The sequence below is a fragment of the Azospirillum sp. Marseille-Q6669 genome, assembly GCF_965111635.1.
Genome location: NZ_CBCOOP010000001.1, coordinates 1,994,356 through 2,016,206 on the forward strand (window position 1 = coordinate 1,994,356; position 21,851 = coordinate 2,016,206).

The 21,851-nt window shown below is 68.7% G+C and carries 19 protein-coding genes and 1 tRNA gene; 6 read left to right on the forward strand and 14 right to left on the reverse strand.

Features of this window, described 5'->3' with window-relative positions:
- Nucleotides 1–2: 2 nt before the first annotated feature.
- The 8 genes from ACWPXE_RS08780 to ACWPXE_RS08815 form a co-directional block, all read right to left on the reverse strand.
- Complete coding sequence (locus ACWPXE_RS08780; RefSeq protein ID WP_454017492.1) at nt 3–935, reverse strand: NAD-dependent epimerase/dehydratase family protein; 933 nt, start codon at nt 933–935, stop codon at nt 3–5.
- Between the two features lie 338 nt (nt 936–1,273).
- Nucleotides 1,274–1,669, reverse strand: a complete 396-nt coding sequence (locus tag ACWPXE_RS08785; protein WP_454017493.1) for a response regulator — start codon at nt 1,667–1,669, stop codon at nt 1,274–1,276.
- Nucleotides 1,647–3,689 carry an MASE3 domain-containing protein gene (locus ACWPXE_RS08790; RefSeq protein ID WP_454017494.1) on the reverse strand — a complete coding sequence of 681 codons (2,043 nt, stop codon included), beginning with the start codon at nt 3,687–3,689 and terminating at the stop codon, nt 1,647–1,649. Before ACWPXE_RS08790 ends, ACWPXE_RS08785 begins: the two co-directional genes overlap by 23 nt.
- 217 nt (nt 3,690–3,906) lie before the next feature.
- The gene (locus ACWPXE_RS08795) at nt 3,907–4,293 is read right to left on the reverse strand and encodes a ribbon-helix-helix domain-containing protein (RefSeq protein ID WP_454017495.1); all 387 of its coding nucleotides are present in this window, start codon (nt 4,291–4,293) and stop codon (nt 3,907–3,909) included.
- 105 nt (nt 4,294–4,398) lie between these two features.
- Nucleotides 4,399–5,109, reverse strand: coding sequence for a Crp/Fnr family transcriptional regulator (locus tag ACWPXE_RS08800; protein ID WP_454017496.1), 711 nt, complete (start codon nt 5,107–5,109; stop codon nt 4,399–4,401).
- A gap of 56 nt (nt 5,110–5,165) precedes the next feature.
- Nucleotides 5,166–5,930, reverse strand: coding sequence for a TfuA-like protein (locus tag ACWPXE_RS08805; protein WP_454017497.1), 765 nt, complete (start codon nt 5,928–5,930; stop codon nt 5,166–5,168).
- A 66-nt stretch (nt 5,931–5,996) separates the two neighbouring features.
- Complete coding sequence (locus ACWPXE_RS08810) at nt 5,997–7,259, reverse strand: YcaO-like family protein (protein WP_454017498.1); 1,263 nt, start codon at nt 7,257–7,259, stop codon at nt 5,997–5,999.
- Between the two features lie 163 nt (nt 7,260–7,422).
- Nucleotides 7,423–7,617, reverse strand: coding sequence for a hypothetical protein (locus ACWPXE_RS08815; protein ID WP_454017499.1), 195 nt, complete (start codon nt 7,615–7,617; stop codon nt 7,423–7,425).
- Nucleotides 7,618–7,848: 231 nt separating this feature from the next.
- Here ACWPXE_RS08815 and ACWPXE_RS08820 point away from each other — a divergent pair, with 231 nt between their 5' ends.
- Nucleotides 7,849–8,157, forward strand: a complete 309-nt coding sequence (locus tag ACWPXE_RS08820) for a ribbon-helix-helix domain-containing protein (RefSeq protein ID WP_014197659.1) — start codon at nt 7,849–7,851, stop codon at nt 8,155–8,157.
- A gap of 15 nt (nt 8,158–8,172) precedes the next feature.
- Here ACWPXE_RS08820 and ACWPXE_RS08825 read toward each other — a convergent pair whose 3' ends face one another.
- A complete protein-coding gene (locus ACWPXE_RS08825) occupies nt 8,173–11,274 on the reverse strand; it encodes an ATP-binding protein (protein WP_454017500.1) in 3,102 nt (1,033 codons plus the stop codon).
- Nucleotides 11,275–11,625: 351 nt separating this feature from the next.
- Between ACWPXE_RS08825 and ACWPXE_RS08830 the strand changes: the two genes are divergently transcribed.
- Nucleotides 11,626–11,700, forward strand: a tRNA-Gly gene (locus tag ACWPXE_RS08830).
- A 245-nt stretch (nt 11,701–11,945) separates the two neighbouring features.
- Here ACWPXE_RS08830 and ACWPXE_RS08835 read toward each other — a convergent pair.
- Together ACWPXE_RS08835 and ACWPXE_RS08840 are read right to left on the reverse strand one after the other, a co-directional pair.
- Entirely contained in the window at nt 11,946–12,953 is a 1,008-nt protein-coding gene (locus ACWPXE_RS08835; protein ID WP_454017501.1) for an anion permease, read from the reverse strand.
- Between the two features lie 4 nt (nt 12,954–12,957).
- A complete protein-coding gene (locus tag ACWPXE_RS08840) occupies nt 12,958–13,611 on the reverse strand; it encodes a DUF47 domain-containing protein (protein ID WP_454017502.1) in 654 nt (217 codons plus the stop codon).
- A 350-nt stretch (nt 13,612–13,961) separates the two neighbouring features.
- Here ACWPXE_RS08840 and ACWPXE_RS08845 point away from each other — a divergent pair, with 350 nt between their 5' ends.
- The 3 genes from ACWPXE_RS08845 (at nt 13,962) to ACWPXE_RS08855 (ending at nt 16,076) form a co-directional block, all read left to right on the forward strand.
- Complete coding sequence (locus ACWPXE_RS08845; RefSeq protein WP_454017503.1) at nt 13,962–14,906, forward strand: NUDIX hydrolase; 945 nt, start codon at nt 13,962–13,964, stop codon at nt 14,904–14,906.
- A gap of 58 nt (nt 14,907–14,964) precedes the next feature.
- Nucleotides 14,965–15,462, forward strand: coding sequence for a ribonuclease E activity regulator RraA (gene rraA, locus ACWPXE_RS08850; protein ID WP_454017504.1), 498 nt, complete (start codon nt 14,965–14,967; stop codon nt 15,460–15,462).
- 83 nt (nt 15,463–15,545) lie between these two features.
- Nucleotides 15,546–16,076 (forward strand): AAA family ATPase, encoded by a 531-nt coding sequence (locus ACWPXE_RS08855; protein WP_454017505.1) that lies wholly within the window; start codon nt 15,546–15,548, stop codon nt 16,074–16,076.
- 7 nt (nt 16,077–16,083) lie between these two features.
- On the opposite strand, the gene ACWPXE_RS08860 is transcribed toward ACWPXE_RS08855, so the two are convergent.
- Together ACWPXE_RS08860 and ACWPXE_RS08865 are read right to left on the reverse strand one after the other, a co-directional pair.
- A complete protein-coding gene (locus tag ACWPXE_RS08860; protein ID WP_454017506.1) occupies nt 16,084–16,374 on the reverse strand; it encodes a hypothetical protein in 291 nt (96 codons plus the stop codon).
- A 144-nt stretch (nt 16,375–16,518) separates the two neighbouring features.
- Nucleotides 16,519–17,724 (reverse strand): MFS transporter, encoded by a 1,206-nt coding sequence (locus ACWPXE_RS08865; protein WP_454017507.1) that lies wholly within the window; start codon nt 17,722–17,724, stop codon nt 16,519–16,521.
- Between the two features lie 140 nt (nt 17,725–17,864).
- Between ACWPXE_RS08865 and ACWPXE_RS08870 the strand changes: the two genes are divergently transcribed.
- Complete coding sequence (locus tag ACWPXE_RS08870; RefSeq protein ID WP_454017508.1) at nt 17,865–18,665, forward strand: AraC family transcriptional regulator; 801 nt, start codon at nt 17,865–17,867, stop codon at nt 18,663–18,665.
- A gap of 152 nt (nt 18,666–18,817) precedes the next feature.
- On the opposite strand, the gene acnB is transcribed toward ACWPXE_RS08870, so the two are convergent.
- The gene (acnB, locus tag ACWPXE_RS08875) at nt 18,818–21,403 is read right to left on the reverse strand and encodes a bifunctional aconitate hydratase 2/2-methylisocitrate dehydratase (RefSeq protein ID WP_454017509.1); all 2,586 of its coding nucleotides are present in this window, start codon (nt 21,401–21,403) and stop codon (nt 18,818–18,820) included.
- Nucleotides 21,404–21,851 lie beyond the last annotated feature (448 nt).

Here is a 21,851-nt window from a genome sequence, read left to right on the forward strand (position 1 = left end):
GTTTACCGCGGCATCTCCCCGGTCAGGGTCGCGCTCAGCCCCTGCAGCAGGCCGAACCGGCAGCCTTCGCCGAAGGTGGCGCGCAGCCGGGCCGGGTCGCCGATGGACACGCGGATATCGCCCGCCCGCGCCGGCTGGTGCAGGCGGCGCACCCGGCTGGCGCACAGCTCCTGCAACACCTCAAGCAGCATCAGGAGCGAGGTCGGGCGGCCGGTGCACAGGTTGAAGACCTCCGCCCCCTGGGATTGGCGCTCCATCGCCTTGACGAGGAAGCGCACGACGTCGCCGACGAACACGAAGTCGCGCACCTGCTCGCCATCACCGAAGATCGTCACGTCCTCGCTCTGCGCCACCCGCCGGGCGAAGATCGAGATCACACCGGAATAGGGCGAGGACGGGTCCTGCCGGGGGCCGTAGACGTTGAAGAAGCGGAAGCCCGTCGTCGGCACCCCGTGGATGTCCCAGGCGACGTTGGCGTGCAGCTCGCAGCCCAGCTTGTCCACGCCGTAGGCGGACAGCGGGCGCGTTGTGGCGTCCTCGCGCAGCGGGGTGGCCGTGTTGTCGCCATAGACCGCGGCGGAGGAGGCGTAGACCACCGGCACCGGGTTGCCGTTGCGGGCGCTGCGCGCCGCTTCGAAGACGGTGACGGTGCCCGACAGGTTGGTGCGGTGGGTTTCCGCCCACAATTCGCGTGAGCGCTGGACGGAGGCGACCGCGGCCAGATGGAACACGCCGTCCACCCCCTGGATCGCTTGGTGGACCGCATCCGGATCGGCGACGTCGCCGACCATCAGCTTCGCCAGCAGCGGCTTGTTCTCCAGCCGGCCGGTGCTCATGTCGTCCAGGATGGTGACCCGGTGCCCATCGCCGATCAATCGGTCGGCCAGATGCGATCCGATGAAGCCGCAGCCGCCGGTCACGAGAAAATGGGCCATGCGCCGTCCTTTCCACCTTCGCAATGCATGGTGCCATAGTGGCGAGGCGGGGCGGGACGGACCAGCCCATCTTAGGGGTAGCGAAGGGCGCAAGGGGTGCGCCGTTCCTGGCCGTTCGTGGTGGCGCATCCCGAATCGGCGCCGTTTCAGAGGCCTTTTCCGGCACCCCCGCGGCGGGCAGGCGGAACCGAGGGTTCAACAGCCTTATCCACCATGTTATGCACTTTTTTGTGGATAACTTTGGTCAAGGGGACCGATGGCCGCCGGGGGGCGGAAGGAATGCCGCCGTGTGTCCGGAGCAACAGCGGAGACATGGACCGGCTGTCACCCGGTCCCTTTCAGCCGGCTTCCGACTCGCCCGCCGTGGACAGCAGGCGGGCCACGGCCTTGCGCAGCTCCTCGTTCAGGAAGGGCTTGTAGAGCACGGCGTCCGCCGCGAACATCTCGGCCATCTTCAGGGCGTAACCGGCGGGCAGGTTCGGCGCCCCTCCGGACATGGCGAGCACCTTGCCGCCGGGGTTGCGGGTGCGCGCGGCCTTGATGACCTCCACCCCGTCGGCCTCGGGCATCAGCACATCGGTGACGATCAGGTCGAAGACCGCGCCGCCGTCCAGCAGACCGATGGCGACGCGTCCGTTTTCCGCCTCGACGACCTCGTGGCCGGCCTGTTCGATCACTTCGGTGACCGCCAGCCGCACGGCGGCCGAATCCTCAACGACCAGCACCTTCGCCATGAACCAGCATCCCATGTGTCGTTTGGCCCGGTCCGCCGGTCGGGGCGGTGGGCAGGTCGATGATGAAGGACGTCCCGCGTCCGGGGGCGCTCTCCACCAGAATGTCGCCACCCCCGTTCCGTACGATACCATATACCACCGAAAGCCCAAGCCCAGTCCCGGTGCCGACCGGCTTGGTCGTGAAGAAGGGGTCGAACACGCGCTGGCGCGTCGCCTCGTCCATACCCGTGCCGGTGTCGGCGACGGTCAGTCGCACATAGTCGCCCTCGCCGAGCTGGCGGCGGGATGCGTCCCGTTCCCTCAGGCTCAGGGAACGGGCGCCGATGATCAGGGTGCCGCCCTGCGGCATGGCATCGCGGGCGTTCTGGATCAGGTTGAGGAGGACCTGGGTCAGCTCGGTCGCCGTGATCGTCACCGCGTCCAGGCCGGGTTCCAGCCGCGTGCGGGTCTCGATGGACGCCGGCATCGAGGGGGCGGCGAGTTCCAGGGCGGAATGCACGGCCTCCTCCAGGTTGCCCGGCGGCGATTCGGCCACCTCGACACGGGCGAACTGAAGGACGTCGCGCATGATCGTGCGGGCTTTCACCCCGCTGTCGTGGATGGCGTTCAGATAGGTGTGGAGCTTGCGATCCTCTCCGGCGCGGCCGCGCGCCAGATCGGACAGGCTGATGACCGGTTGCAGCAGGTTGTTGATCTCGTGGGCGAGGCCGCCGACGAGGCTGCCGAGCGCCGCCATGGTCTGCTTCTGCCGCGCCGCTTCCGCTGACTGGCGCCGCGCGCTGATGTCGCTGGTGGTGCCGCGGTAGCCGAGGAAGGCGCCGTTGCCATCATAGCGCGGCGTGCCGCTGACCATCACCCAGCGCGCGCTCCCCCCCGGCGAGGCCAGCGGGAAGGACAGGCGGCGGAAGGGCTCCCGCCGGTGCAGGGCCTCCGTCAGGGCGGGAAAATCCTCCTCGGGACGATTGCGGTCCAGAAGATCGGCGTGGGTAAAGCCCAGAAGCTCCGACCCGCCGCGCCCGGTGGATTCCTGGGCGCGCGGCGACAGGGCGGTGAAGCGCCCGCGCTCGTCGGTTTCCCAGAACCAGTCGTTGGAGCATTCCAGAAGCGCCCGCCAGCGCGCTTCGCTCTCGCGCAGCTCGGCGGTGCGGGTGGCGATCAGCGATTCGAGTCCGCTCAGATGATCGCGCAGGGCCTCCTCGCTGCGGCGCATCCGGTAGAAGGCGAGATCGTAGGGATTCTGCAGGGCGGTGACGATGATCGCCCGGTACAGCAGGTAGAAGGACAGGATCTTGATGAAATGCCCCAGCGCGTTCATCGCCCCGTGGGGATCGGTGTAGAGCGTGAAGATCAGTTCCTGCGGGGCCAGCAGGGCGATGCCGGCGAAGGTCAGACCGAACACCCTGGGCTCGAACTGCCGGCGCTTGCGGCACAGCAGCAGGCAGGCGACGACCGCCGCGGCGCTGAACGCGTATTCGGCGCCCACCTTGAAGGGGGTCAGCCCGACGTCCGGAACGAAGCTGTCCGGCATGATGTCGAAGGTGAAGATCGACAGCAGGGTGCAGGCCACGACCGCGGCCTGGATCAACAGCACGTCGCCCGTGCGCAGCCGCTTCTCCGTCAGCAGCGGCGCGGCCAGGAAGACCGCGGCCTGAAGGCCGCGGGCGGCGATCCAGAGTTGGGTGGATTGGTTGGCGCTGGCCTCGCCGATGACGTTCATGCCGGGAAAGGCGATGGCGTGCAGCAGGTCCAGCAGCGCGATGCCCGGCATGGACAGGCCGACGAAGGCGAGGAAGGGCGATTGGTTCGTGTCCCGCGTGTTCCAGGCGATCGTGAAGATCGTCATGGCGACGGCGACGGCGAACAACTCTGCGCAGAGATGGAACAGCAGGTAGTTGTGGCGCATCACCGTGCCCAGAACCGCCATCAGGATCAGCAGAGCGGTCAGGCCGGACAGGAAGGAACGGTCCCGGAGCCAGCGGGTGAACGTCGGTCTGATGGCGGACGGCTGGGTCCCGCTCATGAACGGTCGGCTCCGCGGTGGACGGGAGGGGCGGCCCACGGATGGCCCGGTCAGCCGACCATGGCTATGCCGCTGGACCGATCAACACACCAAATCCCGTCGCGGTGCAAGCCAGACGTTGCGTCGTTCAATCGGACGCGGCGATTCCTCACAGGCGCGTTGTTGAAACCGTCCCGTTGTCGGCACGCGCGGGGTTCAGCGGGATGCCGCCAGGGAATCAGCCTTCCTTGGCCGGCTGGGTCGGAGGCAGGTCGAAGGGGGTGCTGACGAAGGGATCGCCGCGGCCATGGCCGGCGCGGTCGTGACCTTTCTCGGTTGCCGCCTTGCGGTAGTAGCCGACGATGAACACACGGACCGCGTTGGCCAGCGAAACGGCAACCCCGCGCGACCGTTTGGACTGCGAATCAAGGCGGTCCTTGAGATCGCTGCACAACTCATCCACGGTCAGGTCTTCCCGGTGGCAGATGTCGTCCAACGCTTCCCAGTAGGAGGGCTCCAGGCGAAGCTGCGTCGGATGTCCGAACAGCTTGACGGTGCGCGCCACCAGCGGGATGGCGCTCAGCGGCGATGGTGCGTTGGACGCCCGTGAATCCTGACCCGACATAGCCCTGTATTCCTTGAATGTCAGCCGTGTTTTAAGTCACACAGCCAATATAGCGCGATTGAAAAAATTTGCGACGATAAAACTCCCCAGACGTGCAGGGTGGCCTTACGGCACGTCACCCGACTCTCCCGCCATATCCTTCAGCATGTACAGATTGGTGACGACAATAAAACCTTTGTTATAGGTAATAGCGCCTGAGTTGCGCAATGCACGCAGGCTTTTGTTCACCATCTCGCGGGTAACACCCAACATTGCCGCCAGGGCTTCTTGTGACACGGGCTGGTTGATCCGCAAGCCCGCGGGGGTCTTCTGCCCATAGGTGTCACCGAGCAACAGGATACGCCGGGCCAGCCGGCGCGGCACGTCGTGGAACACCGCATCCTCGATGTTCTCCGATACCCAGCGCAGCCGTTCGCACAGCACGCCCATCATCCGGATGCACAGGGAAGGATGCCGTTCCAGGAAGGAGATGAATTCCGGACGGTCGATGCGGAACAGTTCCGCCGGGCGGAGCGCGGTGGCTCCGGCGGTGCGGTCCTTGCCGTCGATCAAGGCGATTTCCCCCAGCACGTCACCGGGGTTCAGGATGTTGAGCAGCATCGTCTTGCCGTCCTCGGACGAGGTCGAGACGGCGATCTGCCCCTTCATGATGGCGTACAGGCAATCGCCGGGATCGCCCTTGCTGAACACGGTCTGGTTTTCGCTGAACCGCGACACCCGGCCCAGCGCGACCAGTTCCTGCATCCGGACGTCGTCGAGAACGCCCAACATTCGGTTGCGCCGCAGGATGCCGGCGACGTCCTTCAGTAAGGCCATGGCGTTCGCGGTCCCGGTTGAGTGCCGTCGAACCGTTGATGGCACCCGGTGGACGATCAGTCCAGCGGATTCCCCGTCTGGCAACGCCCGCCATCCCGCAGGGCGCGGTCCCACAGGACGGTGTGCTCGAAATGGAAACGCGCCTCCGGCGCACGTGCGCCGCCCGCGGCCCAGCGGCGCATGGTCTGGAGCAGGTCCAGCGCATCCTCCCGCTTCTGGTCGCACCGTCCGGTGGGCAGCCAGTTGCGGAGATCGGCGAGTTCCTCCTCCGGCACCTCGGCGGCGGCGAGGCGGAACACCCGGCCAAAACCGCGCTCGCGATAGGGCAGGGCCTTGGCGATGGCCTCCAGCCGCCGCGCCGTGGCCGTGGGGACGACGCCCTCCTGCGCGGCGTCGGCCAGGGTGCGGCGGATGTTCACCATGGCCTCGGACAGGCTGGGATAGCCGAGTTCCGCCGGGCCGTGGATCACCGCCACCTCGTCGTCGTCCTCCAGCCGCCCGTCGCGGAAGGCTTCGAAGACGGCGCCGACACCGATCATGCCGAAGGGATGCAGTTCCGCGGCGCGCAGGGCGCCCATGCTGGATGCCCCGAACACCGCGATCCCCTGGTGGATGGCGTGCAGGATCTCCTTGTGCCAGACGGAGGGGATGTTTCCGAAATAGCCGTCCACGATGCCGATCGCCCGCGGCTTGCGCTCGCACAGCCGGATGACGTCGCCTTGGGCGACCGGCGGCAGATAGGTGGCGTCCAGGTACCGCGCCGCGTCGGCGCGGGGCAGGGTGGGGCCGAGGAAGACGTAAAGGCCGTCCGGCGTCTGCATGGGAGTCTCCGCCTTCGCTCTCTTAATCTTAAGGCCGGCATCAGAGGCCGGTATCAGAGGTAGGTATCAGAGGCCGGCGACGGCACGCGCCCGCGCGCCCATCGCGTAGTCCGGGGAGGAATCCAGCCCCTCCAGGCCGGGAATGACCAAACGGACCACGGCAATGCCGAACTCCGGCTTGGTCAGGTCCACCGCCACGGCCTCCTCGATGCCGGCGTCGCGCAGCCGGTCGAGCTGGCTTGCCAAGTCCTCCTCGATGGTGCGCCCGGCGAGGCTGGGGATGGCGGCAAAGTCGCGGCGCCCGGCCCCCTCGGTGATCAGCGCCGTCCAGCGCGCGTGCTGCGCCGGGTCGAGGTGGCGTTCGTACTCGGAGCGGGGCATGTCGTCGCGCGCGCCGGCGATGAAGGTCAGCCGGCTCTGCGCCGCCTCGGTCAGCGCGCGGGACAGCGCAACCTCCGGCGCGGCGTGGCAGCCCATGCCCATGGCCGGGCGGATGCTGTGCTGCGGTGCGTCCTCCCGCGTCGCGATGCGGCAGAGGAAGGCCGGCAGGCCGATGTCGCTGGTGATATCCCACAGGCCGACCGCGACCCCCGCGTCGTCGAAGCGGTCGAGCAGGGAGCGGCAGACCGGGTCGGCGACGCTGGCCGGATCGATGCGGGTGGCGGCCTGGGCCTCCGGAGAGGCCAGGCGCCACAGTGTGGCGGCGTCGCGCTCGACCAGCTCGGCCATGGCGTGCGCTGTCGCCTCGGCGAGGCTGTTGCCCGAGGCCAGACCATTCGACCCGGCCAGGAAGCAGCCCGAGCCCGGCGGCATCGGCAGCGTGAAGTTCAGATGCACCGTCTCGAACGGCACCCACGTCCGCCCGCCGCCCAGCAGGTCGTCGCCCTCGATCCACAGCATCGGGGTGTGTGGGGTGAAGGCGCTGGTCGACAGCCGCGGCAGGCGGGTCACGTCCACCACCCGGTGGGTCCAGCGCAACTCGTCGTAGCTGGCGTATTTCAGCGGCAGGGTGATGCGTTCGGCGTGGTAGCTCTCGATCGACTCCATGACGCCCGACGCCTTGGCGGCGTCCAGCGTCACGCCCTTGCCCTGGGCGACGGAGATCGAGCGCGCGTTCGGCCGGGTCACCATCACGACCGGGATGCCGACATGGTCCAGCCCCGTGACGTTCGCCACCCGCGTGATGCCCATGACGGGCAGGAAGGGGGCGACGCGGGCCAGCGTCTGGTCCGGCGTGGCGATCCGGTGGGTTCCGGTGGTGTGAACCTTCAGCGGCTGGTCGGACATGGCCGGATCCCGCGCGATGCCGCGGACGAAATCAAGGGGCATGGGAGAGGGTCTCCGCCGTGGAATGCCCGTGGCGAGCCGGATGGGAACCGGCGAAGGACGAGGGAGCGGGCGGGGACCGTGGCAGGCCGGCCAGGGAAACACCGGTCGCCACGGCCCGGAGAGCAGGCCCGGACGGCGGGCCTTGGCAGGGTCGCCCCGCCGATCAGAGGCCCGGGGTGATCGCGTGGCGGGCGGCCTCGTGGTCGTCGCTGTTGAAGGCGCGGCGGTCGCCGATGCGGGCGGCGGCGGTCAGGGCGGCGGACTGCTCGGCAACCTCGGTCACGCCCTGGGCGGTCACGGCGAAGAGACGGCCGTCGGCACCACGGATGAGGGCGGACTGGTCGATGATGGCGGTCATGGGAACAGCTCCTGGGCGTGGGTTTCGAGGAACCGCGAATACTGCGGTATGTCGAAACCTTGGCCGCTGTGAGCCGTCCGGACTGTGAAGAACTTCACATGCCGGACACCCCCGCTCCGGGTAAAAATCGCCTACACGCGCACACACGCATGTTTAGTCCCGGAAAAATTCCGGTGATCTGGGAAAAATTCGCCAAGCCGAGAACCGGCCAGCCGAGACAGGAGCGTACCGATGAAGTTGGACCGCCGCATTCCCCGCAGCCTCGACGAGATGGCCGACCTCAGCTCGCTCGCGGCTCCGCCCGCCGTGGTGACGCGCTCGCTGACGATCGGAGGGCGCCGCGCCAGCCTGCGGCTGGAGGCGACGATCTGGGACGGGCTGAAGGACATCGCCAAGTCCCAAGGCAAGTCGCTTGAGGCGCTGTGCGCCGACATCCACGACAGCCGGACGGAGGGCATCCCCTTCGCCACCAGCGTCCGGGTCTATGTGCTGAACCATTTCCGCAGCACCGCCGCGGGCAGCACCACGCTGGTGGCCTGACGCTCCTACACCCGTTCAGGTCACCGGGCCGGACGCGGCGAGGCAGCGGCGGAAGGTCCGGCAGCGGTCGGACAGCGGCATCATGGACAACTGGCGGCTCATCGTCTCGGCAGCCGCCAGATGCTCCACGGCCTCGCGATGCTGGCCGGTGGCGGTGAAGGCCTGGGCCAGGGCGAAGTGCGACCAGCCCTGCTCGGACAGTTGCCCGGCGTCCGTCGCGATGCTCAGCGCCTTGGCGGCGCAACCGATCGCAGTGTCGTGCTGCGCCGTCTCCAGGGCCAGATCGGACATCCAGTTCAGAATCCGCGGCCTGGGCAGCGAGTGATTCAAGATGTGCGCCTGTTCCAGGCTGGCGTTCAGCAGGCGCGCCCCCTCCGCAGCGCCACCGGTGCGGGCGATGGCGTAGCCCAGCGCGCCCAGCGTGATCGGTTGGAAGATGTGCAGGCGCGTCGCCTCGGTGATCGTCACGGCGTCCTTCAGCAGCGGCAGCGCCTCGGCGAAGCGCTCGCCGATGATGTGGACCAGCGCCAGATGGACCTTCACCGACGACACGGAGAAGGCGTGACCGACCTCCTCCGCGATGTCGAGCGCGTGGAGCATCACCCGGACGGCCTCGTCGTCCCGCCCCAGCTCGGCGAGGCAGCGGCCCTGATAGGCGGCGGTGATGGCGACCGCCACCGCGGTCAGGCCGAACCGCGCGCGCGGGGCATTGGCCAGCGCCAGACTGCGCGCCTGCTCCAGCTTCTCCTGCGCTTCCGGAAAATGCCCCTTGTCCACCAGCATGCCGCCCAGCCGCATCAGCCCCTGGATGCGCAGTTCCATCGTCCCCTGGTTGCCCAGATGGTCGAGGGCGCTGCGGCTGAGCGCGATGGCCCCGTCCAGCACGCCGTAGACCCACTGGAAGGACGCCTTGAGCGACGTCGCGCGGGCGTAGCGGATGCGGTCGCCGATGCCCAGCGCCATGTCCCGCGCCTCCTCCAGCGGGTCGCCGGCCAACTGGCGCCCCTGGGGCAGCAGGACGAGGGGAATGCCGACCCACAGGTCGATCCGCCGCTGGGTGTTGCGGCGGGTGTCCGGCAGATGGTCCAGGGCCTTCAGAGCCTGTTCGTAGAAGCGCCCGGCGTCGAAATGCTTGCAGCGCATCTCCGCCCGGCGCCCGGCCCGTCGGCCGTAGGCGCAGGCGAGCGGCCAGTCCTCGGCGTAGAAAGCGTGATGGGCGATCAGCTCCGCCCGGTTCGGCAGGTTGCGGTCGGACCGCCGCCGCAGGGCGTGCAGAACGCGCCCGTGCAGCGGCTGGCGCTCCCGCTTGGTCAAGGTGGCGTAGGCGACCTCCTGGACCAGCGCGTGGCGGAAGGTCAGCTCCAGGTTGGGCAGCAGGCGGGTGCGCGCGAAGAAGCCGCTTTGCTCCAGCCGGGCCAGAGCCGAGGGCAGTTCGGTGGCGGGGATCGGAGACACCGCGCGCAGCAGGCCCAGATCGACCGATGTGCCGATCACCGCCGCATGCATCAGCACCCGCCGCGGGCCGGGCTCCAGCGCGTCGATCCGCGAGGCGAGCAGGCCGTGCACCGTGGCCGGCAGGGACATCCGGGCGTCGGCCTTGCCCAGGCTGTAGCGGCCCGGACTGCCGACGATGGCCCCGGTCGTCTCCAGCGTGCGCAGCGACTCCTCCAGATAGAGCGGCACGCCCTGGCTCTGCGCCGCGACGCGCGCCTTCAGGTCGGCCAGCGAGGGGCTGTGGCCCAGCCAGTGGTCGAGGAACTCGTCGGCCTGCAAGGGCTCCAGCGGTTCAAGCGCGAGGGCATGGACGGAGTCGGGCGCGGTCCAGCCGCCCGGCGAATCCGGACGCGAGGTGGCCAGGACGAAGACGCGGGCGTCCTCCACCCCTTCGGCGAGGGCGTCCAGCAGGCGGTTGGTCAGCCCGCGCGTCCAGTGCGCGTCCTCGACGAGGATCAGCAGCGGGCGCTCCACCGACAGCTCGCGGATCGCCGCGACCAGCCCCTCGATGCTGAAATCGGCCTTCTGGGCCGGGTCGAGCCCCTGCCACAGCGGATGGACGGAGGGCTGGCCGAGCAGTTCCCGCATCGCTTCGCCGGCCAGTTCGCCGCCGTTGCGCGCCGCGGCGGCGGTCAGCCGGGCCACCGTCGGACCATTCAGTGTCGGGTCGTCCCGTGCGGGGCCATCCAGTGTGGAGCCGTCCATCGCCGGACCGTCCGCCGCTCTGCAGACCGCCAGGGCGAGGCAGCGGGCCGCCGCCTCCAGATCGTCGGGGTCGCCCAGGCGGCGGATCGGGAATTGCGGCCAGATGGCGATGGTGAAGGCCGCGGCCTCCGGGCTGCGCATCAGCTCGCCGGTCAGCCGGGATTTGCCGATGCCGGCCTCTCCGATCAGGATGGCGCAGGCGCCGCGGCCCCGCTCGGCTCGCCGCAGCGCGCCGGTCAGCATGGCCAGTTCCGGTTGGCGCCCCACGAACAGGGTGCCTTCGGCTGACAGCAGATCCATCGCCGTGCGCCGCATCGCCCGCGCCGCTTCCAGGGCGAAGGCGGTCACCGGCTCCGCCGTGGCGGACAGGCGCAGCGTTCCCGCCGGACGGACGCTCAGGCCCTTGGGCACGAGGTCCAACGTCTCGCGGCTCAGCAGCACGCTGTTGGGGTGCGCCCGCTGCTGAAGCTTGGCGGCGACATGCACCGTCTCGCCCACGGTGCGGTAATCGGTCCATACCCCGGTCTCGATGATCTGGGCCACCACCTCGCCGGAGCTGATGCCGACCCGCATCTTGAACTCGTCCGAATCGATGGCCGAGCGGGCGATGTCCTGCGCGGCGAGGCAGGCGCGCAACGCGTGATCCTCCTGCGCGGAGGGCGCGCCGAACACCGCCATGATGCCGTCGCCCAGCACCTGGGCCACCGTGCCGCCGTAGCGCTCGACCGAGTCGGTGAGGACTTGCAGAATGGTGAGAAGGGTCTGGTCGGCCTCCTCCGGGTCGCGGCCCGACACCATGCTGGAGGATTCGACGATGTCGGCGAACAGAACGGTGACGACCTTGCGTTCCGCGCTGTTGCGCCGGGCCGCTCCGCCATCCGCCGAATCCGGAGGGCGCGTGGCGTCGGGTGCGGGCATGGGCCGGCAGGACGCCTTCCGAGGCGCCGCCGTGGGCATCGGTTGCGATTCGCCCAGGTCCATATCCGTTCCGGCCATCGAAGCCCCCCTGCGGAGCGTCATCGGCATGTTAGAGGAAACAATTTCGAATGCGCAGACATTCAAAACAACGGTTGGGTAATTCCGTTCTGAACGAGGCAGCGTAACATATGTTGGTATGTTTTATCGCGCAATCCGCAAGCGGCGGCCCCTGCCCGCCTGCATTCCTGCCGTGCCGCGGCTCCTTCGACGCACGGATTGGTGTCGCGTGAAAAAATAGGCTTGCCTTGGCCGCGGCCGGGGCGTATACGGGCGCTCCTCCGCTGGAGCGGCGCGGGCGTAGCTCAGGGGTAGAGCACAACCTTGCCAAGGTTGGGGTCGAGGGTTCGAATCCCTTCGCCCGCTCCATTTTCAGCGCGGATGGTACGAAAAAGGGCGGCCTTGGGCCGCCCTTTTCGCGTTTTGCGCCGTGTCGCTGCGCTGGGGCGCCGGGGCGGAAGCCGGTGGCGGGCCTTTCGGCCCGCCGGCCCCGCTAAAGCGGATTGCAATCCGCTTTGGACCGCGACGGCGGTCCCGGTCGCACATGCGACCGGAGCCCGCCGGCGAATGAGGCGATATGAGTCTAAAGCGAACGGAAGTTCGCTTTAGGTCTGTCACCACAGCGCCAGCGACAGCTCGTAGAAGAGCGCGCCGACGACGGCCGTCGCCGGCAGGGTGATGACCCAGGCCATGACGATGCCCTGCGCCAGACCCCAGCGCACCGCGCTGGTGCGGCGGGCGGCGCCGACGCCGATGATCGCCCCGGTGATGGTGTGGGTCGTGCTGCCCGGCACGCCGAGCCACGTCGCGACGAACAGCGTGATGGCCCCGCCGGTCTCCGCGCAGGAGCCCTGGACCGGCTTCAGATCGGTCAGCTTGGACCCCATGGTCTTGACGATGCGCCAGCCGCCGAACAGCGTGCCCAGCCCCATCGCGGCCTGACAGGTGATGACCACCCAGAAGGGCACGTGGAAGGTTTCCCCCAACAGGCCCTGGGAATAGAGCAGGACGGCGATGATGCCCATGGTCTTCTGCGCGTCGTTGCCGCCGTGTCCCAGGCTGTAGAGCGCGGCGGAGCCGATCTGGATGTGGCGGAACAGCCGGTCGACCGCGAAGGGCGTGCTGCGCCGGAAGATCCAGGACACCGCCACGATCATCACGCTGGCCAGCAGGAAGCCGACCACCGGCGAGACGACGATGGCCGCGGCGGTCTTCGCCAGACCGGACACCACCACGGCGTCCAGCCCGGCCTTCGCCACGCCGGCCCCGACGAGGCCGCCGATCAGCGCGTGGGAGGAGCTGGACGGGATGCCCAGCCACCAGGTGAAGACGTTCCAGACGATGGCGCCCATCAGCGCGCCGAAGATGACGTGCGGGTCCACCACCCCCGCCCCGACGATGCCGGTGCCGATGGTGGTCGCCACATGCAGCCCGAAGAACAGGAAGGCGATGAAGTTGAAGAAGGCGGCCATGGCGACGGCGGTCCGCGGCGACAGCACGCGGGTGGAGACGACCGTTGCGATGGAGTTGGCCGCGTCGTGCAGCCCGTTGAGGAAATCGAAGAGGAGGGCGACGCCGATCAGCCCGATGAGGATGGGCAGGGCGAGGGTAGCGGCTTCCATGGGATCAGACCTGTTCGACGATGATGCCGTCGATGGTGTCGGCCACGTCCTCGCACGCATCGAGCACGCGTTCCAGCAGCTCGATGATCTCGCGTTGAAGGGCGTGGCGATGGGTGATGGGGGCGTCGAGCCCGCCGCTCTCGTCGCGCAGCCGGTGCTTGGCTTCGCGCAGGAGCCGGTCGCCTTCGCTCTCGATCCGCGAGACCTCGGCGGTCATCGCGTGGAGTTGCTCGACGTGTTTGGGGATGTCGCGGAGCAGGGGGATGCCCGCGCTCAGCCGGGCGGTGCAGCGCACGATGGCGTCGGCCTGGGCGTGCATTTCCGGCGTGTAGTCGGTGAAGCCCGCCTCCACGAGGTGACGCGCGGTCTCCTCGATGAGGTTGAGAACGTCGTCCATCCGCTTGCCGAGTTCCTGGATGTCCGAACGGTCGAAGGGCACGATGAAGGTGCGGTGGACGGCGAGCTGGATCTCCTTCTCGATGGCGTCGGCCTCGCTCTCGACCCGGCGGATGGTCTGGAACCGCTCCTCCAGGTCCTGGCCGCTGGCCATCATCGCCCGCAGCGCCTCGGCGCCCGTGGCGACGGTCCGGGCATGCTCGGCGAACAGGTCGAAAAACCGTTCTTCGCGCGGCATCAGGGCCCGGAACAAATTCAGCATGCGTGGTTCTCCAACTTACGCCGGCCTGCAGTGCTGGGGACCCGCACGGACGCGCGCGAGCCTCAGCGTCGCGGCTGGTGTAACATCCCCGGCGCCCGTGGGGAGTCACAAAAGTGTCATGCCGGGCCGGCTTGCGGCGAGATTTCACGGGGGTGGCCGGCGGAAAGACCGGTGATTTGCCGCGGCGGTCCGCTTATCCTGCCGCCGACGGATCGGCAACGGGGTGGCGCGTGGCAGGGGAAACACGGAACGGCTCGGAAACACGGATTGGCTCGGAAACTCAGATCGGCCTGACGGCGGCCATCGTTTCGGTGGGCGTGTCCCCGGCGAATGGTGCCGAGCCGCGCGTGGTGACCGTGCGCAGCGGCTTCGAGATCCCCGAATCGCACCGCCGCGGCGACGAGCCGCCGCCCCACCGCGACGCGCTGCCGGGCGCCCCCTTCGATCCCGAGCGCTTCCGCACCCTTCAGGACGGCCTGCGCGCGGTCGCGGAGGGCGCGGCCGGGCTGACCCTGCGCTATGTGGAACAGCTCTACAGCTTCGGCGACCGCTACCGCGACCCGCACGAGCTGTTCGGCGGCCCGCGCTCGCTGGTGGTCGGCTATCTGGCCTTGCTGCGCGAGGCGCCGCTGCGCATCGACGGTGCGGAGTGGCGCGGCCTGTATGAGTTCTTCCCCTGGGAGGACTGGCGCGATTCGCCGCCGGCGCTGCTCGATTCGGTGATCCGCCCGGCGCTGGCCCGCTGGGTCGCCGCGGCGCCGGACGAGCCCGCCCGCGCCCGCCGCGGCGAGCGCGCCCGCATGGCCTTCGCCCTGGATGGCGGGGATTGGGATTCTGAACGGGTGCTGGAGCGCTACGAACTGCTCTACGAGGCCGGGCTGGTGGTGGAGGCGTTCCGCGACCATGACCTCGCCCGCCGGGCGGGGGTGGAGGAGCGCACGGTGCGGCTGGAGATGCCCCGCGCGCTGGGCCGCCCAATGGCCCGCGACGGCCGCCGCGTCCTGGCGACGGCGCTGGAGCGGCTGCGCGGCAAGCTGAAATACCGCCCCATCGTGTTCGAGCTGCTGCCCCCGACCTTCACCCTGCACCAGCTTCAGCAGGTGGTGGAGGCGCTGTCGGGCGAGCGGCTGCACAAGCAGAACTTCCGCCGCCTGATGATCTCCGGCGGGCTGGTGGAACCGACCGGCCAGTATGAAAGCCAGACCGGCGGGCGCCCCGCCGAACTCTACCGCTTCCGCCGCAGCGCCATCCTGGAGCGCACCAGCACGGGCGCCATCGCCGCCCCGGAGGATTGACCACCGTTGATCTGTGGGTATTCTGCCGCCAATGCCTAAAGAAGGGGAGCGAAAGCGCATGACCGACTTCGACAGCACCTGCGACCTCTACGACCGGTTCGAGAAGACCGTCCGCGTCGCCGACCCCGTCTTCCGCGATTTCGGCCGGCGTTGCAAATTCAGCGGCGCCGCGGTGACCGTGAAGTGCTTCGAGGACAATTCCCGCGTCAAGGAGACGCTGGGCACGCCGGGTCGGGGCAAGGTGCTGGTGGTGGACGGCGGCGGCGGCCTGCGCGCTGCGCTGATGGGTGACCTGATCGCCAAGGACGCGGTGAAGAACGGCTGGGAGGGCGTGGTCATTCACGGCTGCGTCCGCGACGCCGCGGTGCTCGCCACGCTGGATCTGGGCATCAAGGCGCTGGCGGCGATTCCGCGCAAGACCGTCCGCAACGGCGAGGGGCAGAAGGATCTGCCGGTGACGCTGGCCGGCATCCGGATCAATCCTGGTGATCTGGTCTTCGCCGACGAGGACGGCGTGCTGGTGCTGACTCCGGAGGAGTTCGGCGCCGTCGCGTGACAGGTATGGAACGGGACAGGCAAAGGCCCCATGGCCCGGCCCTGTGACCCTGCCATCAAGCCCGGCCAAGAGGAGTGCGGCGCATGTTGATCGTCTTCGGCGGGCTGCCCGGAACCGGCAAGACGACGATTGCCTGTGCGTTGGCGCAACGGCTCGGCGCCTTTTATCTGAGGATCGACACGATCGAGCAGGCGATTCGCGCAACCGGCGGCGCCGACGATTCGATCGGCCCGCAGGGCTATGTGGTCGCCTACGCCGTAGCTGGCGACAATCTTCGGCTTGGCGCCACCGTCGTCGCGGATTCGGTCAACCCCATCCAGATCACGCGCGAGGCGTGGCGTGCCACGGCGCTTCGGGCCGGGGTGCCGCTGGTCGAGGTGGAGGTCGTGTGCTCGGACCCGCTTGAGCACCGCCACCGGGTCGAAACCCGTCACAGCGACATCGCCGGGCACCGTCCGCCTTCCTGGGCGGCGGTGATGGGCCGGACCTACGAGCCGTGGGACGGGCCGGCGGTCGTCGTCGACACGGCGGGCCGCGCGGTCGACGCCTGTGTCGCGTCGATACTGACGGTTTTGCCGATCCGCTCGCCCGACGGGACCGGGCGCCGTCGATGAGGAGGGATCAGCCCGCGACCTTCTCCCACCCCATCTTCTGGTACCGGTATTCCAGGACCGTCGGCGCCGCGCAGGCGTAGCCGACCCAGACGCCCAGCGTCATCAGGGCGCCGGCCGGCCACAGCGGGATGGAGATGAGGATCAGCGCCGCGTGGATCGCGGCGTGCAGCCACTCGGCCTTTTTCGCAAAGTAGACCGGACCGAGCAGGAAGGCCCAGAGGATCTCACGGTTGGTCACCGCCTCCCGCTGGCCGTTTGTGGGATTCTCGAACACCATCCCGGACGGAGCCGCCGCCATCCCTGCCTCCCTTTGGTTGTTTTCCATTCTATTTGGGGAGGCAGTCTGGACGACGGCGGCCCGGCCTGTCGAGGCCGAAACAACCTTTTTCCGGATGGTGGAGTGGAGACCCGTCCGGCGGACTCACGTCGGCTCGCTTGCGGTTCAGGGGGCCTTGTGCGGGGAGACGTTGGGCAGCATTGCGGCGAACAGGCCGAGCAGGGGAACGACCGAGCAGGCCTGGAAGACGAAGCCGATGCCCTTCCAGTCGGCCAGGACGCCGAGCCCTGCGGCGGCCATGCCCCCGATGCCGAAGGCCAGACCGAAGAACAGTCCGGAAACCATGCCGACGCGGCCGGGCATCAGCTCTTGCGCATAGACGATGATGGCCGGGAAGGCCGAGGCCAGGGCCAGCCCGATCACCGCGCTGAGCGCGACTGTCGCGGTCAGCCCGACATGGGGCAGCAGCAGCGTGAAGGGCAGGATGCCGAGGATCGAGATCCAGATGACCGTCTTGCGCCCGATCCGGTCGCCGACCGGTCCGCCGATGATCGTCCCCGCCGCCACCGCCGCCAGGAAGATGAACAGGCAGAGCTGCGCGGAGTCCGGCGCCAGGGCGAAGCGCTCCATCAGGAAGAAGGTGTAGTAGCTGGTGAGGCAGGCCAGATAGACGTATTTGGACAGGATCAGCACCATCAGCACGGCCAATGCCCGGTTTACCTGCCCGCGGGTCAAGCCAGGGTGGCGGATCGCCGCGCCGCGGCGGATCGGGCGGGCGTGGTCGCTGCGCGCGTACCAGCGTCCGATGCCGGTCAGCAGCGCCATGCCGCCCAGGGCGGCGAGCGCGAACCAGGACAGGCTCTCCTGCCCGCGCGGCAGGATGATGTAGGCGGCCAGCAGCGGCCCCAGCGCCGAGCCGGCGTTGCCGCCCACCTGGAACAGCGACTGCGCCAGCCCATGCGCGCCGCCGGAGGCCAGTCGGGCGATCCGCGACGCCTCGGGGTGGAAGACCGAGGAGCCGAAGCCCAGCAGGGTCGCCCCGATCAGCAGCGCCGCGTAGTTCGGCGCGAAGGCCAGCGTGACCAGCCCGACCAGCGACGCCCCCATGCCGATGGTCAGGGAGTAGGGTGCCGGCCGCCGGTCGGTGGCGAGCCCGATGATCGGCTGAAGCAGCGAGGCGGTGATCTGGTAGGTCAGGGTGAGCAGGCCGATCTGCGCGAAGCTGAGGTCGAATCCGCCCTTCAGGATCGGGTATATCGCGGGCAGCAGGGACTGGATCAGGTCGTTCAGCAGATGGCAGACGCTGATCGTCCCCAGGACGGGCAGGGCCGTCCCCCCGGCCTTGGGCCGGGACAGGGTGGTGTCGGTCACGGAAGGAAGCCTTTTTTGGCGCTTGGCCGGGTTTGGCGCTTGGCTGGCGGGCGGCGCGTTGCTTGGTGTGGAGCAACAGCCTATGGTGAGCCGCGACGGCCTGCCACCGCGGTCAGGCCGATTTCTTACGAGACTGGGCCATGGTCCGGAACCTGCGCATCGACACGGTCGAGGAGTCGCCCAGCCCGCTGATCGCCCTGGGGCAGGATCACGCGGACGGCACCTTGCTGGCCGCCCACACGCACCGGCGCGGGCAGTTGCTGTCCGGGGCGACGGGGACGCTGCTGCTGTCCACCGCCCAGGGGCGCTGGGTGATGCCGCCCCATTGCGGGCTGTGGATTCCGCCGGGCGTTCCGCACGAGGTCCGCATGATCGGGATGGTCATGACGCGGAGCCTCTATCTGGCCCCCGCGCTGGCCGACACCATGCCGGGCCGCTGCGAGGTGGTGGCGCTGTCGCCCTTCTTCCGCAGCCTGATCGGGCGGGCGATCGACGTGCCGGTGGACTACGACCCGGAGAGCCACGACGGCGCGGTGATGGCGTTGCTTCTGCACGAGATGCGACGGCTTCCGGTGGAGCCGCTGTCGCTGCCCTTTCCCGCCCACGCTGCCCTGGCGGAGCGCTGCCGGCGGTTCCTGCAGGAGCCGACGATCCAGGCGACGATCGAGGCGTGGAGCGGCGGTCTGGGCATGAGCCGCCGCAACTTCACCCGGCTGTTCCGGCGCGAGACGGGGCTGAGCTTCGTGGAATGGCGCCAGCAGGCCTGTCTGGTGTCCGCCCTGCCGCGACTGGTCGCGGGGGTTCCGGTGACGACGGTGGCGCTGGACCTCGGCTACGACAACCCGGCGGCCTTCACGACGATGTTCAAGCGGACGCTGGGGGCGTCACCGCGCGCGTATCTGGCGCAGGCTGGTGCTCATGGCGCGGAACGTTCGGCCTGAGGCTCTCTGTATCTCTGTGGTTCAAATGCCGAGACCAAAGAAGAAAAGCCCCGCTGGAGCGATTCCGGCGGGGCTATTCATTAACGCAGAAATTCTCGTGCTTGGCCCCCTCCCGGCCTCCCCCCGCTGGGCGGGGGGAGGGGAAGAGTGGATCAGGCCGCGACCGTATCGGCCACGTCCTGGAACTCCTTGATCTGGTCGAAGTTCATATAGCGGTAGATGTCGCCGGCCTTCTGGTTGATGACGCTCACCTGCTCCAGATACTCGGCCGGGGTCGGCAGCTTGCCCAGCAGGGCGGCGACGGCCGACAGCTCGGCGGAGCCGAGATAGACGCGGGTGTCGATGCCCAGGCGGTTCGGGAAGTTGCGGGTCGAGGTCGAGATGGCCGTCGAGCCCTTGCGGATCTGCGCCTGGTTGCCCATGCAGAGCGAACAGCCGGGCATCTCCATGCGGGCACCCGACTTGCCGAGAACGCCGTAATAGCCTTCCTCGGTCAGGATCTGGGCGTCCATCTTGGTCGGCGGGGCGATCCACAGGCGGGTCGGGATGTCGGTCTTCCCGTCCAGGATCTTGCCGGCGGCGCGGAAGTGGCCGATGTTGGTCATGCAGGAGCCGATGAAGACCTCGTCGATCTTGTCGCCGGCAACCTCCGACAGCAGCTTCACGTCGTCCGGGTCGTTCGGGCAGGCGACGATCGGCTCCTTGATGTCGGCCAGATCGATCTCGATCACCGCGGCGTACTCGGCGTCGGCGTCCGGCTCCAGCAGGGACGGGTTGGCGATCCAGTCCTCCATCGCCTTGATGCGGCGGCCGAGCGTCCGGGCGTCCTCGTACCCGTTGGCGATCATCCACTTCATCAGGGTGATGTTGGAGCGCATGTACTCGATGATCGGCTCCTTGTTGAGCCGGACGGTGCAGGCGGCGGCGGACCGCTCGGCCGAGGCGTCGGACAGCTCGAACGCCTGCTCCACCTTCAACTCGGGCAGACCCTCGATCTCCAGGATGCGGCCGGAGAAGATGTTCTTCTTGCCCTTCTTCTCCACCGTCAGCAGGCCCTGGCGGATGGCGTAGAGCGGGATCGCGTTGACGAGGTCACGCAGCGTGACGCCCGGCTGCAGCGCGCCCTTGAAGCGGACCAGCACCGATTCCGGCATGTCCAGCGGCATCACGCCGGTGGCGGCGGCGAAGGCGACGAGGCCCGAGCCGGCGGGGAAGCTGATGCCGATGGGGAAGCGGGTGTGGCTGTCGCCGCCGGTGCCGACGGTGTCGGGCATCAGCAGGCGGTTCAGCCAGGAGTGGATCACGCCGTCGCCCGGACGCAGGGCGACGCCGCCGCGGGTCGAGATGAAGGTCGGAAGCTCGCGGTGGGTCTTGACGTCCACCAGCTTCGGGTAGGCCGCGGTGTGGCAGAAGGACTGCATGACCAGATCGGCGGAGAAGCCGAGGCAGGCCAGATCCTTCAGCTCGTCGCGGGTCATCGGGCCGGTGGTGTCCTGCGAGCCGACCGTGGTCATCTTCGGCTCGCAATAGGTGCCCGGACGCACGCCCTGGCCCTCGGCCAAGCCGACCGCGCGGCCGACCATCTTCTGGGCGAGCGTGAAACCCTTGCCGCTGTCGACCGGGGAGGACGGCAGGCGGAACAGGGTCGACGGGGCGAGGCCCAGAGCCTCACGGGCGCGGGCGGTCAGGCCGCGGCCGATGATCAGCGGGATGCGGCCGCCGGCGCGGACCTCGTCGAAGATCACGTCGGACTTGACGGTGAACTCGGCGATCACCGCGCCGTTCTTCAGCGCCTTGCCCTCGTAGGGGCGCAGCTCGACCGTGTCGCCCGTCTCCATCTGCGAGACGTCGAGTTCGATCGGCAGGGCGCCGGCGTCTTCCATCGTGTTGTAGAAGATCGGGGCGATCTTGGAACCCAGGCAGACGCCGCCGAAACGCTTGTTCGGGACGTAGGGGATGTCCTCGCCCGTCCACCACAGCACGGAGTTGGTGGCCGACTTGCGCGAGGAACCGGTGCCGACGACGTCGCCGACATAGGCGACGAGGTTGCCCTTGGCCTTCAGATCCTCAAGCTGCTTGATCGGGCCGCGGACGCCGGCTTCCTCGGGCACGATGCCGGGGCGCGGGTTCTTCAGCATGGCCAGGGCGTGCAGCGGGATGTCCGGGCGCGACCAGGCGTCCGGGGCGGGGGACAGGTCGTCGGTGTTGGTCTCGCCCGACACCTTGAAGATGGTCAGCGTCAGGCTGGCCGGAACCTCGGGGCGCGAGGTGAACCACTCGGCGTCGGCCCAGGACTGGATCACCGCCTTGGCGTTGGCGTTGCCCTTGTCGGCCAGCTCCTTGACGTCGTGGAAGTAGTCGAACATCAGCAGCGTGGTCTTCAGACCGGCGGCGGCGGCCTCGCCGCACTCGGCGTCGCCCAGCAGGTCGATCAGCGGCTTGATGTTGAAGCCGCCGAGCATGGTGCCCAGCAGCTCGGTCGCCTTGACCTTGGAGATCAGCGGCGAGGTCTCGTTGCCCTTGGCGAGCGAGGCCAGGAAGGCGGCCTTGACCTTGGCGGCGTCGTCCACGCCCGCCGGGACGCGGTGCGTGATGAGATCGACCAGGAAGGCTTCCTCGCCCTGCGGCGGGTTCAGGAGAAGGTCGACCAGCTCCTCGGTCTGCTTGGCCGAAAGCGGCAGGGCGGGAATTCCGAGCGCGGCACGCTCAGCGACATGCTGGCGGTAAGCTTCAAGCACGGTGCGGTCCTCTCATCCAAGGTTGCTCAACAGTCGTCCGATTCCCCGACCCGGGGGCGCGCTCGCGGACCCGGCTTTTTTGCCCTTGCGGCGTCTTGCCACGCCGCTGGTCCTACCATTCCGGAAGGAACTTCCGCGGAACGGAGATGTCTTACGTCGCGGCCTTGGGAGTCGTCAAGTCAACGCTCCGCCTGCGACACGTTTTCAGGCGTCGGCCATAGAAGTGGTATTACAACTTGCTCCCGCCGGCCCTGTGGAGGGGCGGCGATTTCCTGAATTCCTCATGGTTTTTGCAATGAACGCCCCGGTGGGGTTTCTGTGCGGACCGCCGCATCACCATGGCTAACCCGCTGGTGAAGAGGTTGATGGTGAACAATTGGGCATGTAGGGTGTTCTGGCCGGCATCCACGGCACCGCGCAGGCTCCATGCCCCCAGGCCCCATGTCCT